Source organism: Nocardioides taihuensis (assembly GCF_042657275.1).
Lineage (GTDB): Bacteria > Actinomycetota > Actinomycetes > Propionibacteriales > Nocardioidaceae > Nocardioides > Nocardioides taihuensis.
Genome location: NZ_JBHSKD010000007.1, coordinates 43,607 through 57,604, shown reverse-complemented (window position 1 = coordinate 57,604; position 13,998 = coordinate 43,607). Strand labels below are relative to the sequence as shown.

General features: G+C 73.2%; 16 protein-coding genes and 1 tRNA gene. 11 read left to right on the top strand and 6 right to left on the bottom strand.

What is annotated here, in order from left to right; all coding sequences use genetic code 11:
• Window positions 1-94 precede the first annotated feature (94 nt).
• From ACFPGP_RS06285 to ACFPGP_RS06270, 4 genes are all read left to right on the top strand, one after another.
• The gene (locus ACFPGP_RS06285; protein WP_378588391.1) at window positions 95-1,633 is read left to right on the top strand and encodes a M1 family metallopeptidase; all 1,539 of its coding nucleotides are present in this window, start codon (window positions 95-97) and stop codon (window positions 1,631-1,633) included.
• A gap of 88 nt (window positions 1,634-1,721) precedes the next feature.
• On the top strand, window positions 1,722-1,874 hold the full coding sequence (locus ACFPGP_RS06280) for a DLW-39 family protein (protein ID WP_378588388.1): 153 nt from the start codon (window positions 1,722-1,724) through the stop codon (window positions 1,872-1,874).
• A 44-nt stretch (window positions 1,875-1,918) separates the two neighbouring features.
• Window positions 1,919-1,991: transfer RNA gene (locus ACFPGP_RS06275), tRNA-Ala, on the top strand.
• 107 nt (window positions 1,992-2,098) lie between these two features.
• Entirely contained in the window at window positions 2,099-3,064 is a 966-nt protein-coding gene (locus ACFPGP_RS06270) for a TIGR03557 family F420-dependent LLM class oxidoreductase (RefSeq protein ID WP_378588386.1), read from the top strand.
• 1 nt (window position 3,065) lies between these two features.
• On the opposite strand, the gene ACFPGP_RS06265 is transcribed toward ACFPGP_RS06270, so the two are convergent.
• From ACFPGP_RS06265 to ACFPGP_RS06250, 4 genes are all read right to left on the bottom strand, one after another.
• Window positions 3,066-4,181, bottom strand: coding sequence for a carboxylate-amine ligase (locus ACFPGP_RS06265; RefSeq protein ID WP_378588384.1), 1,116 nt, complete (start codon window positions 4,179-4,181; stop codon window positions 3,066-3,068).
• Between the two features lie 82 nt (window positions 4,182-4,263).
• Window positions 4,264-4,803 carry an NUDIX domain-containing protein gene (locus ACFPGP_RS06260; protein WP_378588381.1) on the bottom strand — a complete coding sequence of 180 codons (540 nt, stop codon included), beginning with the start codon at window positions 4,801-4,803 and terminating at the stop codon, window positions 4,264-4,266.
• Window positions 4,804-4,828: 25 nt separating this feature from the next.
• On the bottom strand, window positions 4,829-5,536 hold the full coding sequence (locus tag ACFPGP_RS06255) for a sterol desaturase family protein (protein ID WP_378588379.1): 708 nt from the start codon (window positions 5,534-5,536) through the stop codon (window positions 4,829-4,831).
• Window positions 5,536-6,276 carry a FadR/GntR family transcriptional regulator gene (locus ACFPGP_RS06250; RefSeq protein ID WP_378588376.1) on the bottom strand — a complete coding sequence of 247 codons (741 nt, stop codon included), beginning with the start codon at window positions 6,274-6,276 and terminating at the stop codon, window positions 5,536-5,538. Before ACFPGP_RS06250 ends, ACFPGP_RS06255 begins: the two co-directional genes overlap by 1 nt.
• Before the next feature lie 147 nt (window positions 6,277-6,423).
• Between ACFPGP_RS06250 and ACFPGP_RS06245 the strand changes: the two genes are divergently transcribed.
• Together ACFPGP_RS06245 and ACFPGP_RS06240 are read left to right on the top strand one after the other, a co-directional pair.
• Complete coding sequence (locus ACFPGP_RS06245; protein WP_378588374.1) at window positions 6,424-7,959, top strand: alkaline phosphatase PhoX; 1,536 nt, start codon at window positions 6,424-6,426, stop codon at window positions 7,957-7,959.
• 79 nt (window positions 7,960-8,038) lie between these two features.
• Window positions 8,039-8,779, top strand: coding sequence for an SURF1 family protein (locus tag ACFPGP_RS06240; RefSeq protein WP_378588372.1), 741 nt, complete (start codon window positions 8,039-8,041; stop codon window positions 8,777-8,779).
• A gap of 36 nt (window positions 8,780-8,815) precedes the next feature.
• Here the strand turns inward: ACFPGP_RS06240 and ACFPGP_RS06235 are convergent, their stop codons facing one another.
• A complete protein-coding gene (locus ACFPGP_RS06235; RefSeq protein WP_378588369.1) occupies window positions 8,816-8,998 on the bottom strand; it encodes a DUF5999 family protein in 183 nt (60 codons plus the stop codon).
• A gap of 159 nt (window positions 8,999-9,157) precedes the next feature.
• Between ACFPGP_RS06235 and ACFPGP_RS06230 the strand changes: the two genes are divergently transcribed.
• Genes ACFPGP_RS06230 through ACFPGP_RS06220 form a run of 3 tightly spaced genes read left to right on the top strand, consistent with a single transcriptional unit; the run spans window position 9,158 to window position 11,451 of the window.
• Window positions 9,158-9,523, top strand: a complete 366-nt coding sequence (locus ACFPGP_RS06230) for a DUF3817 domain-containing protein (RefSeq protein WP_378588367.1) — start codon at window positions 9,158-9,160, stop codon at window positions 9,521-9,523.
• A gap of 16 nt (window positions 9,524-9,539) precedes the next feature.
• Window positions 9,540-10,358: a patatin-like phospholipase family protein gene (locus ACFPGP_RS06225; RefSeq protein ID WP_378588364.1), complete on the top strand. Its 819-nt coding sequence runs from the start codon at window positions 9,540-9,542 to the stop codon at window positions 10,356-10,358.
• A 52-nt stretch (window positions 10,359-10,410) separates the two neighbouring features.
• Window positions 10,411-11,451, top strand: a complete 1,041-nt coding sequence (locus ACFPGP_RS06220; protein ID WP_378588362.1) for a lysophospholipid acyltransferase family protein — start codon at window positions 10,411-10,413, stop codon at window positions 11,449-11,451.
• An 18-nt stretch (window positions 11,452-11,469) separates the two neighbouring features.
• Here ACFPGP_RS06220 and ACFPGP_RS06215 read toward each other — a convergent pair whose 3' ends face one another.
• Window positions 11,470-12,150 carry a hypothetical protein gene (locus ACFPGP_RS06215; protein ID WP_378588359.1) on the bottom strand — a complete coding sequence of 227 codons (681 nt, stop codon included), beginning with the start codon at window positions 12,148-12,150 and terminating at the stop codon, window positions 11,470-11,472.
• Between the two features lie 174 nt (window positions 12,151-12,324).
• Between ACFPGP_RS06215 and ACFPGP_RS06210 the strand changes: the two genes are divergently transcribed.
• Together ACFPGP_RS06210 and ACFPGP_RS06205 are read left to right on the top strand one after the other, a co-directional pair.
• Entirely contained in the window at window positions 12,325-12,837 is a 513-nt protein-coding gene (locus ACFPGP_RS06210) for a peptidylprolyl isomerase (RefSeq protein WP_378588356.1), read from the top strand.
• A gap of 21 nt (window positions 12,838-12,858) precedes the next feature.
• Window positions 12,859-13,794, top strand: coding sequence for a rhomboid family intramembrane serine protease (locus ACFPGP_RS06205; protein ID WP_378588353.1), 936 nt, complete (start codon window positions 12,859-12,861; stop codon window positions 13,792-13,794).
• Window positions 13,795-13,998: the final 204 nt, after the last annotated feature.

Sequence of the window (13,998 nt, the reverse complement as noted above, 5' to 3'; positions counted from 1 at the left end):
TGCTCTCCGGACCTTCGCGGTCGACCCTCGCGCCGTGTCGGCCGGCTGTGGTTGTGTGGTCCACGTCACAGGGGACCTCATCTCGGGAGGAAGCATGACCACAGCTCCACACGCGCGCCTGCGCCGCACCGCCCTCGCCGTCGGGGCGGCACTGCTGCTACCGGGCGGGCTCGCCCAGGCCGTGCCACCGGGCGGCAGTCCCGGTGCCGCCGGCATCGGCGATCCCTACTACCCCGACTACGGCAACGGCGGCTACGACGTCGGTCACTACGACATCGCCGTGTCCTACCAGCCGGCCACCGACGAGCTTGCCGGCACCACGCGGATCAAGGCGCGCGCGACGCAGGCACTCTCGCGTTTCGACCTCGACTTCGTGCTGCCGGTCTCGTCGGTGCGGGTCAACGGCCGCCCGGCGGCGTACACCCAGGGCGAGCACGAGCTGGTCGTCACGCCGCGCAAGGCGCTGCACGACGGTGAGCGCATGGTCGTCGACGTGACCTATGCCGGCGTGCCGTCGACGATCACCTCCGACGGCATCTCGCCGTGGATCCGCACCGACGACGGCGTGGCGGCGGTGGGTGAGCCCGAGATCGCGCCGTGGTGGTACCCGTCCAACGACCACCCGCGCGACAAGGCGACGTTCGACGTGAGGGTGACGGTCGCCCGCGACCTCGAGGCGCTCGGCAACGGCGTCCTGGTCTCGCAGCACACCCACCGCGGCGAGCGCACCTGGCACTGGCGAGAGAAGAAGCCGATGGCGACCTACCTCGCCTTCTTCGTCGTCGGCCAGTTCGACATCACCCGCTGGCGCGCCGACGGCCTGCCGGTCGTCACGGCCGTCGCCTCCGACGGCGGCAGCGAGGGCGAGTACGCCGCTGCGGACCTCGCCCGCACGCCGGAGGTGATCCGGTTCGAGTCCCGCCAGTTCGGCCCCTACCCGTTCGACGCGATGGGCGGGGTCGCCCCCGCCGCCGACTTCGGCTTCGCGCTGGAGAACCAGACCCGCCCGGTCTACACGCGCGGCTTCTGGCGCAACGGCCCCAACATCTACGTCGTCGTGCACGAGCTCGCGCACCAGTGGTACGGCGACTCGGTCTCGGTCGAGAACTGGCGCGACATCTGGCTCAACGAGGGCTTCGCGTCCTTCGCGGAGTGGGTGTGGTCGGAGAAGCACGACGAGGGCACCGGCGCTGAGCTGTTCTCGGCCTACTGGGACTACTACGCCGGCAACTCAGACTTCTGGAGCGTGATCATCGGGGACCCCGGTGCCCACAACGAGTTCAACGGCGCGGTCTACGACCGGGGCGCGATGACGTTGCAGGCGCTGCGCACCCGGGTCGGCGACGACGCCTTCTTCACCACGATGCGCCGGTGGGCCGCCGAGCGCCGTTACGGCAACGGCTCGGTCGCCGACTTCATCGCGCTCGCCGAGCAGGTGTCGGGCGAGGACCTCGGCTCGTTCTTCGACGCGTGGCTCTACACCGGCACGCGGCCCGAGCCGACCGCCGAGAACGGGTTCCCGGCCGACTTCCAACCGGGCAGCCTCGCCGCGGCGCGTCGTACGGTGCCGGCGTCCTGGGCACAGATCCGGCAGACCCACCAGCGACTGGTCTCGCTCGAGCAGAGGCGATGATGTCGCGCGGCCGGGGGTTGGATACGCTCCAACTCCCGGTCTGCGACGCAGACCTGTCCCATCAGCGCAACCGGAAGGCAAGCCTCCCGTGAAGAAGATCCTCCTCCTCGGCCTGGCCGTCGCCGGCGCGGTGTTCGCCAAGCGCAAGCTCGACGAGGGCAAGCACGAGCAGGCGCTCTGGGCCGCGGCCACCGACACCGTCGACCCGGCGTCCGGCTCCGCCGGCCAGCACAAGGCCTGACCCACCCCTCCGGGCCCGCGGGGCTCCCGCCCCCGGAGGACCCAGGGGCCTTGGCGCAATTGGTAGCGCACCTGCTTTGCAAGCAGGGGGTTAGGGGTTCGAGTCCCCTAGGCTCCACGCGAACGACCACCTCCACGCTGACCCGCCGTTAGTTAACGGCGGGTCAGCGTGATTTCGGGGTACGGCGGGACGACGCGTCCGCCGTACTCGAGGAGGTCCACCCCGTGCGCATCGGCTACACCCTGATGACCGAGCAGTCCCCGCCGCGCAGCCTGGTGCGGTACGCCGCGCAGGCCGAGGAGGTCGGGTTCGACTTCGAGGTGATGAGCGACCACTACTTCCCCTGGCTCGACGAGCAGGGGCACGCCGGGTACGCGTGGAGCATGCTCGGCGCGATCAGCCAGGTCACCGATCGGGTCGACCTGATGACCTACGTGACCTGCCCGACCTTTCGCTACCACCCAGCGGTGGTCGCCCAGAAGGCGGCGACGATCGGCGTGCTGAGTGGCGGGCGGTTCACGCTCGGGCTCGGCGCCGGGGAGAACCTCAACGAGCACGTCGTCGGCCGCGGCTGGCCGCCGGTCAACGTGCGCCACGAGATGCTGGTCGAGGCGGTCGAGATCATCGACGCGCTGCTCGGCGGCGGCTACGTCAACCACGTGGGCGAGCACTTCCGGGTCGACTCCGCCAAGCTCTGGGACCTCCCCGACGAGCGCGTCGAGATCGGCGTCGCGGTGTCGGGCGAGCAGTCGGTGCAGACCTTCGCACCGATGGTCGACCACCTGATCGCGGTCGAGCCGAGGGCCGACCTGGTGGAGGGCTGGCGCCAGGCCGGGCCCCACGGTGACCGGGCGATCGGGCAGATGCCGATCTGCTGGGGACCGCTGCGCGAGGACGCCGTGCGGGTCGCGCACGATCAGTTCCGCTGGTTCGGCGGCGGGTGGAAGGTGAACGCCGAGCTGCCCGGCACCGCCGGCTTCGACGGCGCCACCCAGTTCGTGCGGCCCGAGGACGTCGCGGAGTCGATCCCGTGCGGCCCGGCGGTGGAGCCGGTCCTCGAGGCGGCGCGCGCCTTTGCGGAAGCCGGGTTCACCGACCTCGCGCTGGTGCAGGTCGGCGACGCCGGCCAGGAGGACTTCCTGCGCTGGGCGGAGAAGGAGCTCCTGCCCGCGCTGCGCGAGGCCTGCTAGCTCAGTCGACCGCGGCCTGCGCCGTCCGCCGGCGCAGGTCGTGGACGACCTCGGCGAGGTCGCCGTGCCGCTCGAAGGTACGGCGCTGCGCGGTCGCCCCGGTGCCGCGGGCGCGCAGCGCGCCGAGCAGGTCGCGCACGGCGTCGACGTCATCGTGCTCCTCGAGCGCAGGGCGCACGTGCGCGACGAGCGCGTCGACCACCTCGTCGGCGTGCGCCAGGTCGCGGGTGGCCGGGTGCACGAGCTGCTCGGAGATGCCGTAGCGCGCGGCCCGCCACATCGCGGCGCGCACCAGCTCGCTGCGCCAGGCCGACACGGGCGGGGTCGCCGGCGCCGCGGCGGTGGTCGCGACCAGGGCGCGCGCAAGCGCCGCGAGCAGGAGCGTGTCGCCGAGCTCGGTGCACACGTCGGCGACCCGCAGCTCGACCGTCGGGTACCGCGGCGAGAGCCGCGCCGGCAGGTAGACCATCCCGGGGTCGAGCCCGGCGCCCCAGTCGACGAGCCGCCCGGCCACCTCGTCGTACGTCGCGCGGTCTCCGAACGGCTGACCCGTGCCGAACGTCGGCCACCGCGACCACAGCTGCGAGCGCCAGCTGGCGTGGCCGGTGTCGCGCCCCTGCCAGTACGGCGAGTTGGCGCTGAGCGCGAGCAGCACCGGCAGCCACGGCCCGATGCCGTCCACCACGTGCACCGCCTCGTCGGGGGTGACGTCGACGTGGACGTGGGTGGCGCAGGCCAGCGCGGAGCTGGCCAGCTCGCCGTACTCGTCGCGGATCCGGCGGTAGCGGTCGGTCGGGGTGAACGCGACGTCGTCCATGACGAGCACCGGCGTCCCGACCGCGACCGCCGCCGCGCCCGCGGCCTCCGCGGCGTCGACCAGGCCCTGCCGCTCGAGGCGCAGCTCCTCGGCGACCTCGGTGAGCGTGCTGACCGGCGGGGTCTGTGACTCCATCTGCTGCAGGTAGAGCTCCGCCTCCACCTCCGGCTCGGCCCGCACCGCGTGCTGCGCCACCGCCGTGGTGCGACCCGTCTCCGGGTCCACCAGCAGCAGCTCCTCCTCCACCCCGATCTTCCGCACGGCCACCCGTGCCCCGCAGGCGCCGCGGCACGCGGTCACTGGCAGACTCTGCCCGTGCTGAGGGGGAAGTCTGTCGGCGCTGCCCTGCCGGCGGGCGTGCTGAGCCCACCGGCTGAGCACGTCAGACGGTCGGCACCTTCAGCGTCAGCAGGAGGTACGCCGCGAGCGACGGCGCGTCGGTGATGGTGCCGTCGCGCAGCATCCGCTCGACCTCGGCGCGCGGGAACCACTGCGCGCGCATGTCCTGCTCGGCGACCTCGCGCCGCGGCTGACCGGCCGTCAGGTCGGTGGCGAGGAAGACGTGCACGACCTGGCCCGTGGTGCCGTTCGCGACGTGGAGGCCGCCGAGCCGGTGCCAGTGCCGGGCGGTGTGGCCGGTCTCCTCGGCGAGCTCGGCGGCCGCCATCTCCTCCACCGAGCCCGCGCTGCCCGGGGGCCAGGAGCCCGACGGGAACTCCCACGACCGCAGGCCCGTGGCGTAGCGGTACTGCTCGACGAGGTGGAACCCGTCGCGCTCGGCTGGCAGCACCAGCGCGAAGTCGGGCCGGTCGACGACCGACTGCGTGCCGCGGCTGCCGTCGGCGTACTCCACCTGGTCCTCGCGCACCGCGAGCCAGGGGTTCTCGTAGACCAGCGTGGAGTTCAGCGTCGTGATGCTCACGGCGCCAGTCTGCGTCAGGAGGCGCTCACGAGTGCAGGGCCCGCGCCGTGGGCGACCGCTCCACCGACGCGGGGTCGGGGCAGGTGCCGAACAGCCGGTCCGCCGTGCCGGCGCTGGTCACGGTGAACCAGTAGTGCTCGTTCTTGTAGTGGTGCAGGCGGTGGTTGCGCCACACCGCGCGGTACCACCGCGATCGCGGGCGGTAGTCGCTGTGCACGAGGTAGTGGGTCCACTCGTAGCCGGCCTTGGTCGCGTAGACCGACACCAGCAGCGTCAGCGCCGCGGTGCGGTCGGGCACCACCAGCAGCGCCACCACGACGTACGCCGGGAGCAGCCACACCAGCACCTTCCACGGGATGAAGACCAGCGGCAGGTCGCGGGGATCGGCGTGGTGCGCCCGGTGGTCGCGGGCCAGCCGCGAGTCGATGCGCACCGGCCCGAGGTCGCGCGGGCGCCAGTGCAGGACGACCACGTGGACCACCCACTCGATGACCGGGAAGAGCGCCACCAGTGTGACCGGGATGAGGAGCTCCCACCACGCGCCCGGGCCGGCCAGCACGCGGGCCACGACCGAGCCGACGAGGAACGCCGCGATCATCGGCGGGCTCGGGTGGCGCCAGAACTCGCGCCACGCCTCGCCCACCGTGATCGACGTACGACGACCGGTGCGGGCTTCGTCGGCGGCCAGGCGGTCGGCGGCCAGGCGCTCCACCTCGGGGGTCGGTCGGGTCATCACGCCTCCGGGGTCGTGGTCTCGACGGCAGCCAGCGCCGCCATCAGCTGGGCGGTGGCCGGGCGGAGCACGCGGTCGGCCGCGGCCCGGGCGGTGTCGGGGTCGCCCCCGCCGATCGCGGCGGCGAGCACCCGGTAGGCGTCGACCTGCCCGACCTCGGCGGCCATCAGCGGGGCGAGCGCCTCGAGGGCCGGCTCGTAGGCGGCGCGCAGACTGTTGAACATCAGGCGGAAGACGAGCGAGTCGGCGGCGTCGACGACCTGGTCCCAGAAGGCGAGCGCCAGCACCTGCTGCTCGACCCCGGAGTCCGGCCCGTCGGCGGCGGCCAGGGCGTCGACCGTGTCGACCAGGGTGGCCTCGAGCACCGGCCCCCCGCGCTCGGCCGCGAGCGCGGCGACCGCCGGTCCGACCGCCAGCCGCGCCTCGAGGATGCTCCGGGCGACGGCCCCGTCGAGGCGACCGCCCCGCACCAGCAGCCGGGGCAGCAGGTCGAGCCCGGCCGAGCGCCGGAAGTCGCGCACCGTGGTCGACCCGCCCTGGCGGACCTCGACCAGCCGGGTCTGCGCCATCCGCTGGAGCGCCTCGCGCACCGCCGGCCGCGAGACGCCGAGCACCTCGGCCAGGCGTCGTTCGCTGGGCAGCGTCTCGCCGGCGGCGAGCCCGCCGTCCACCACCTCCCCGAGGACCTGCTCGAAGACCTCGTCGGGGACGGAGCGGCGGGTGACGGGTTGCAGCGGCATGGTGCCGGACCGTACGGAGGCTTCCGACAGGTGGTCAAGTGGTCAGACCACCATCCGGACGTCGGCCCCGGAGTGTCCGCGCGGTGTTCACAGCCGGTTCACGACGGCGCCGGGGTGGCGTCCCCCGCTCTTCCTAGCGTCCGGGCCATGACAACCCACCTCCGCCGGGCCACCGTGGGCCTCGGCCTCCTCTCCCTGGCCGCGGCCGTCACCGGCCTCGCCGCGCCCGCCTCCGCCCTGCCCACCGGCGACGGCCCCTCGACCACGATCGCGCCGTACGTCCTCCCGGCCCACGCCGGCGTGTCGGTCACCTCGCTGCTCACCGTCGACGACGCCGCCCGTCCCGACCCGGGTGTGGACATGGTCGGCGTCCCCGACGGCCTCGGCGCGTTCGCGCAGGACGACGACGTGGTCGTCTACATGAACCACGAGCTCTCCGCCGCCGCCGGCGTGGTGCGGGCCCACGGCCAGAAGGGCTCGTTCGTCTCGCGCAACGTCATCGACCCGGGCACGGGCCAGGTGCTCCAGACCCGCGACCTCATCGATGAGGTCGCCTACTGGGACTACGCCTCGGGCACCTACGCCGCGGCCGCGACCGCGCCGTTCTCGTCGGCCTTCAGCCGGTTCTGCTCCGGCTCGCTGACCGACCCCGGCCAGCTCGACGGCCCGGGCGGCAGCCGCTACGGCTACGGCGGCCAGGTCTACTTCGCCAACGAGGAGAACGGCGACAACGGCCGCTCCTTCGGCGTCACCGACGACGGCCGGGCCACCCAGCTGCCGCGGCTCGGCCTCTTCTCGTGGGAGAACACCCTCGCCGCCGACACCGGCACCCGGGCGACCGTGGTGCTCGGCAACGAGGACGGCGGCAGCGGCCAGCTGCGGGTCTACACCGGCAAGAAGGAGAAGTCGGGCTCGGCCGTCGACCGCGCCGGACTGACCAACGGCTCGCTCGCGGTGATCGACGTCGCCGACCAGGCGGTCTCCACCGACGCGCAGTACCGCGCGGCGTACGGCAAGGAGCAGGCGGTGCCGGTCGTCCTGCACGGCATCGACTGGACGAAGGGCGGCGCTGCGCAGAACGCCGACGCGGCGGCCTCCGGCCTCAGCCTCAACCGGATCGAGGACGGCGCCTTCGACCCCCGCCACCCGAACGACTACTACTTCCTCACCACCGAGGGCGGCGGCACCACCTCGGTCGAGAACGACCCGGTCACCGGGGCGCCGGTGTCGCGCGACGGCGGCGGCCTGTGGCGGCTGCGCTTCGACAACGTCAAGGACCCCGCCGAGGGCGCGACCCTGGAGCTGCCCCTCGACGGCACCGAGGCGCCGTACCTCAACAAGCCGGACAACATGGACATCGACCACGCCGGCCACCTGCTGATCCAGGAGGACCCGGGGGGCAACGCGCACCTGGCGCGGGTGCTGGCCTACGACCTGGCCTCGGGCAGCATCGCCACGCTGGCGCAGTTCGACCCGGCCCACTTCGCCCCGGGCGCGACGGCAGCACCCTCGACGATCGACGAGGAGTCGAGCGCGATCATCGACGTCGCCGACCTCATGGGTGAGGGCACGTTCCTGTTCGACGCCCAGGTGCACACCTCCGCCGGCCTCTCCGACCCGGTCCGCCAGGTCGAGCACGGCCAGCTGCTCACCATGACGGTCGACTGGGGCTCCGTGTTCTGACGCGGACCCCGACCCGATGACCGCCCGGTGCCGGGCTCCCGGCACCGGGCGGTCGCGCCGTCTTCCGTAGGATCGAGCGGTGCGTCGCGTCCTCGCCCCGCGGTTCTGGGGGGTGCACCTGCTGATGCTGGTGTGCGTGGCGGTGGCCGGGCTCCTCGGCTTCTGGCAGCTCGACGCCTGGCACGACCGCCGCGCGGCCGAGGCGCGGGACCTGACGACGGCGGCGCCCGTGCCGCTCGACGAGGCGCTCGGGCCCGACGAGCCCTTCCCCGGCGACCTCGTGGGCCAGCCGGTCGACCTCGAGGGCACGTGGGTGCCCGGCGCCACGGTGCTGGTCAGCGGCCGCGAGCACGACGGCCGCGCGGGCTACTGGGTGGTGACGCCGCTGGCCGTCGGTGACGGCAGCGCGGCCATCCCCGTCGTGCGCGGGTGGACGCCGGAGCGCACGGCGCCGCCCGACCCGCAGGGCAGCGCGACCCTGGTCGGCTGGCTCCAGCCCCCCGACGGGAGCGCACCCCCCGACGACGACCCGACCGACGACGTGCTCACCAGCCTGCGGGTCGCGGACCTCGTGCAGCGCGTCGACGTCGACCTCTACGGCGCGTACGCCGTCGCCCAGGAGGGGCAGGACGGGCTGGAGGCCGCGGACCTCGACCAGCTGCCTCCCGTCGGGCAGTTCACGGCCGTGCGCAACCTGCTCTACGCCCTCGAGTGGTGGGTCTTCGGCGGCTTCGCGGTGTTCGTGTGGTGGCGGCACCTGCGCGACACGCTCGCCGCGGAGGACGCCGCCGGCCGGCCGGCGCAGGAGCCGGTCGGCTGACCGACGTGGTCTCGACAGGCTCGACCGGCGTCGGGCTCAGGCCGAGCGGCGCGGCACGGCCTCGACGTGGCCGTCGGGGTGCAGGTAGCGACCGTCGTCGAACAGGATGATCCCGTTGCACAACCGGCACCAGCCCTGCTCGGAGTGGTCCGAGACGGTGTGGGCGGTGCAGCAGTCGGCGTTGTCGACGTCGGGGCAGGTGGGCGAGTGGCGGCACATCGTCGTACCCCTCCTCGGGTCTGGTGCGGCAGGGGATGTGATCCGGGTAACACGTCCATGTAACGCCTCGCCGGGCGGCTTTGCACGCATTTCCCCCAGAGTCACCCGAACGGGTGGTCCGACCGGGGTGCTTCGGTACCACCCCGGTACCGTCGGTGCGTGAAGCTGTACTCCGTCCAGCGCGCCCTGGCCCTCGTCGTCGGCGTGCTGCTGGCCTTCTGCGCACTGGTCGCCATGCCCCTGAAGTACCTCACCACCGATGGCAGCAGCCTGCAGTCCTTCGGCGAGACCGCCAGCATCATGTGGGTGGCCCACGGCTGGCTGTTCATGGCCTACGTGGTGGCGTCGTTCCTGCTGGCCCGCAAGGCGGGCTGGAGCATCGCCTTCACCCTCCTGGTGCTGGCCGCCGGCCTGGTGCCGCTGCTGATCTTCTGGGTCGAGCACCGGGTCACCCTCAAGCTGCGGGCCGAGCACCCCGAGCTCCTCGCCGACGCCAGCCCCGGCGCCGGCGCACCCGCGGCGTAGCGAGGAGGACGCGGCGGTGACCACGGCGTTCGTGCTGGGCGGTGGCGGCATCCTCGGCGCCGTCGAGGTCGGGATGCTGCGCGCGCTGTTCGAGCGGGAGGTCACGCCCGACCTCGTCCTCGGCACGAGCGTCGGCGCCCTCAACGGCGCGATGGTTGCCCGCGAGCCACGGCTCTCGGTCGTCGAGCGGCTCACCGACCTGTGGCTCGAGGTGGCCGGCGGCGGCGAGGTGTACGGCGACCGGGCGCTGCGCACGCTGCGGCGCGCGGTGTCGACCCGCACCCACATCTACTCGCCCAAGCCGCTCATCGACCGGCTCGGCGAGGAGTTCGGCGACCTGCGCATCGAGGACCTCCCCGTGCGGCTGCAGGTCTGCGCCGCCAGCATCGAGCGCGCGGCCGAGCACTGGTTCGACTCCGGGCCAGTGGTCCCGGCGGTGGTCGCCAGCGCCGCGGTCCCCGGGCTGCTACCGCCGGCGGAGGTCGACGGCGAGCACTTCCTCGACGGCGGCATCGTCAACTCGATCCCGCTCGGCCGCGCGGTGCAGCTCGGCGCCACGCGGGTCTTCGTGCTCCAGGTCGGGCGCGTCGACCGGCCGCTCGAGCCGCCGCGCAAGCCGTGGGAGGTGGCGCGGGTGTCGTTCGAGATCGCCCGCCGGCACCGCTTCGCCCGCGAGCTCGCGGAGCTGCCCGACGACGTCGAGTGCCACGTGCTCCCGGCCCGCGGCACGTCGCCGCGCGACGACTCGCTGCTGGCCTACCGTGACTTCGGCAGCGTCGAGCGCCGCATCGACGCGACGTACGACGCGTGCCGCGAGTACCTGGAGTCCCGGTGAGGGACCGTGGGGGGAGGAGCACCTGTGAGGGAGCACCTGTGAGCAGGCGGGCGTGACCTGGCTGCTGCGCCGGTGCGTGCTGCCGCCGGCCGTCGTGGTGCTCACCGTGCTGGTCTGGCTCACCTCGCCGGCGTGGCTGCTGGTCGCGGCCGCGCTCTCGCCGCGGCTGCCCGGCCGCTGGCGGCCGCTGCGGCTGCTGTGGATCGTGATCCTCTGGATGACGCTCGAGTCGGTGAGCCTGGTGGTCCTGCTCGGGTGGTGGCTGGCCTCGGGCTTCGGGTGGCGGGTCCGCACGCCGTACTGGGAGGGGGTGCACTACGACCTCGTGCAGGGCCTCACCTGGGTCTTCTTCCGCGAGGCCAAGCGCGTGCTGGCCCTCGAGATCACCACCGACGGACCGTCGCCGAACGCCCACCCGGGCAACCCGATCCTCGTCTGCTGCCGGCACGCCGGGCCGGGCGACTCGTTCACGCTCATCCACGCGCTGATGCACTGGTACGGCCGCGAGCCCCGCGTTGTGCTCAAGGACACCCTCGCCTGGGACCCGATGATCGGGGTGCTGCTGGCCCGGATCCCGGCCCGCTTCATCACCCCGAACCCCGGGCAGGGCGAGGACCTCGAGTCGCAGATCGCGGCGCTGGCCACGGGCCTCGACGAGAACGACGCGTTCGTGATCTTCCCCGAGGGGGGCAACTTCACGCCGCAGCGCCGTCAGCGCGGGATCGAGCGGCTGCGCAAGCTCGGCCTGGAGAAGATGGCGCAGCGTGCCGAGCGGATGGAGCACGTGATCGCGCCCCGCCCCGGCGGCCTGCTCGCGGCGCTGGACGCCGCGCCCGGGGCCGACGTCGTGCTGGTCGCGCACACCGGGCTCGATCACCTGGTCACGGTCAGGGACCTGTGGCGCGAGCTGCCGATGGACAAGCAGATCGTGATGCGCTGGTGGCAGGTGCCGCGCGACGAGATCCCCGCCGGCCGCGACGAGCGGATCGACTGGCTCTTCGACTGGTGGGAGCGGATCGACGCGTGGGTGGACGCGAACCGGCCGGCCGAGCCCGGGCGCGAGGCGCCGCGGGTCGACCGGCCGGACCGCTGAGGTGGGTGCGGGGCCCGCTCAGGCCTTGCGGGCGCCGCCCGTGGCTCCGCTGCCGTTGCTCTCGGCCGCACCGGGGTCGATCTCGACGACCTCGGCCGGGTCGGACGGCGTGCTCGGCGGGTGCGGCTCGTCGGTCGCGTCGCTGAGCGCCTCGTCGGGCGAGGAGCCGCCGGCGTCCTCGGTCGTCGAGGGGGCCGCGGCCGGTGCCGGGGTGGTGGCCTTCGGCGCGGGCGAGGGGGTGTAGGAGGACTGCCAGTTGTCGTTGCCGGCGTCGCTGGTCAGCTTCTTGTAGATGAAGGCGCCGAGCGCGGCGATGCCGCCGAGCAGCAGCAGCGTCTTGACCTTGCTGCGCTTCTTGCCCTCGGCGCTCTCCTGGAGCTCCGCGGCCTTGGCCGAGGCGAGCTCGCTGGCCTGCTGGGCCTTCTCCGCGGCGATGGCGGCGCCGATCGCCGCCTTGTCGGCGGCGTACGCCGCGCCCTCGGCCAGCACCGGGGCAGCCTTGGCCCGGGCATCGGCGATCACGGGCGCGGCCTTGTCGCGGGCGTCGGCGATGACCGGGGCGGCCTTGTCGCGGGCGTCGGCGATGACCGGGGCGGCCTTCTCGCGCGCGGAGAGGACCGCGGCCTCGAGCTGCGGGATCATCTCCTCGACGTAGTCCGTTGCCTGGTCGATGAGGGACTTGTTCCTGCGAAGGCCCATGGCGTGCACTTCCTCTCGTCGGTTCGGTCCCATTCGACCACGGCGGTGGGGACGCATCCAGCGCGGCCCTGCCTGCTCCCCCGTCCCGGCACGCTTGCCGGACGTGGGAGGATCGTGAGCGACCGGTCGGCGGGCCACTGGGCCCGTCGTACCCACTCGTGCGAGAGGTAGTCCATGGCTGACCAGCAGGCCGTCCTGAAGACCAACCGGGGCGACATCGTCCTCAACCTGTTCCCGAACCACGCACCCGAGACGGTCGCGAACTTCGTGGGCCTGGCCGAGGGCACCAAGGAGTACGACGCCGGCAACGGCCGCTCCGGCCCGTTCTACGACGGCCTGGGCTTCCACCGCGTGATCCCCGGTTTCATGATCCAGGGCGGCTGCCCGCTCGGCACCGGCACCGGCGGCCCCGGCTACACCTTCAAGGACGAGCCGCACCCCGAGCTGACCTTCGAGAAGCCCTACCAGCTCGCCATGGCCAACGCCGGCCCCGGCACCAACGGCTCGCAGTTCTTCATCACGGTCGGCCCGACCACGTGGCTGAACTTCAAGCACACCATCTTCGGCGAGGTCGCCGACCAGGACAGCCGCGACGTCGTCGACGCCATCGCGACCACCACGACCGGCCCGGGCGACCGCCCGACCGACCCGGTCGTGATCGAGTCGGTCGAGATCCGCAACGCCTGACCCGACCTCCCCCACCTCCCGATGACCAGCGGACCGACCCCGGAGGCCGGCGCCGAGACCGGGGTGCCCACCTGCTACCGGCACCCCGGCCGGGAGTCGCACATCCGGTGCCAGCGCTGCGAGCGCCCGATCTGCCCGGAGTGCATGCGCGACGCCGCCGTGGGGTTCCAGTGCCCCGACTGCGTGGCGCAGGGCGCGAAGCAGACCCGCAGCGGGCGCACGGCGTACGGCGGGGTGCGGCCCGGCAACCCGGGCTTCCTCACGACGGTGCTGATCGCCCTCAACGCCGGGGTCTGGATCGCGATCCTGGCCACGGGCGGCTCGTCGAGCCGGCTGGTCGACTACCTCGGGCTGCGCCCGCGCGGAGTGTGCCTGACCGACCAGGGCGCCTTCGTCGTGGAGCAGTCGCGCTGCGTCGCCGCCGGCGCCCAGTGGCTCCCGGGCGTCTCCGACGGCGCCTGGTGGCAGCTGGTCACCAGCGCCTTCACCCACGTGACGATCTGGCACATCTTCGGCAACATGCTGGCGCTGTGGTTCCTCGGGCCGCAGCTCGAGCAGGTCTTCGGCCGCTGGCGCTTCCTGGCCCTCTACCTGCTCTCCGCGGTGGCCGGCTCGGCGGTGGTCTACTGGCTGGCCCCGGAGTACCAGCTCACCCTCGGCGCCTCCGGTGCCGTCTTCGGCCTCGTCGGCGCGCTGCTCGTGATCGCGAACAAGGTGAAGGCCGACGTCCGCAACGTGCTGATGTGGCTCGTGCTCATGGTCGTGCTCAGCGTCGCCGTCCCCAACATCTCGTGGGAGGGCCACCTCGGCGGCTTCCTCGGCGGCGCCGCCGCCGGCGCGATCCTCGTCTACGCTCCCCGCGGCCCCCGCCGCACGACGTACCAGGTCGTCGGCCTCGTCGTGGTCGCCGTGGTCCTGCTGGCGCTGATCGCCGCCCGGACCGCCGTCCTGTCCTGAGGAGGGGGCAAGGGCGGTGAGATTCACCGCCTGAGCGGTGAATCTCACGGGTGTGGCACGAAGGTTCGCTCGTGAACCGTGAGTTTCTCCGCCTGGGCGGTGAATCTCACCTGACGCCACGCTCGGCCACACGCGCCGGTCGGGAACACGGCTCGTGGCGCCCCGCGCCGGATTCGTGCACAGCTGGGGAGGAACCTGTGGAGA

Excerpts from the sequence above, each read along its gene's own strand:
- ACFPGP_RS06285 (WP_378588391.1), top strand. The coding sequence starts at position 95 with ATGACCACAGCTCCACACGCGCGCCTGCGCCGCACCGCCCTCGCCGTC.
- ACFPGP_RS06255 (WP_378588379.1), bottom strand. The coding sequence starts at position 5,536 with ATGACCCGACCGACCCCCGAGGTGGAGCGCCTGGCCGCCGACCGCCTG.
- ACFPGP_RS06250 (WP_378588376.1), bottom strand. The coding sequence starts at position 6,276 with ATGCCGCTGCAACCCGTCACCCGCCGCTCCGTCCCCGACGAGGTCTTC.
- ACFPGP_RS06245 (WP_378588374.1), top strand. The coding sequence starts at position 6,424 with ATGACAACCCACCTCCGCCGGGCCACCGTGGGCCTCGGCCTCCTCTCC.
- ACFPGP_RS06235 (WP_378588369.1), bottom strand. The coding sequence starts at position 8,998 with ATGTGCCGCCACTCGCCCACCTGCCCCGACGTCGACAACGCCGACTGC.
- ACFPGP_RS06215 (WP_378588359.1), bottom strand. The coding sequence starts at position 12,150 with ATGGGCCTTCGCAGGAACAAGTCCCTCATCGACCAGGCAACGGACTAC.
- ACFPGP_RS06210 (WP_378588356.1), top strand. The coding sequence starts at position 12,325 with ATGGCTGACCAGCAGGCCGTCCTGAAGACCAACCGGGGCGACATCGTC.
- ACFPGP_RS06205 (WP_378588353.1), top strand. The coding sequence starts at position 12,859 with ATGACCAGCGGACCGACCCCGGAGGCCGGCGCCGAGACCGGGGTGCCC.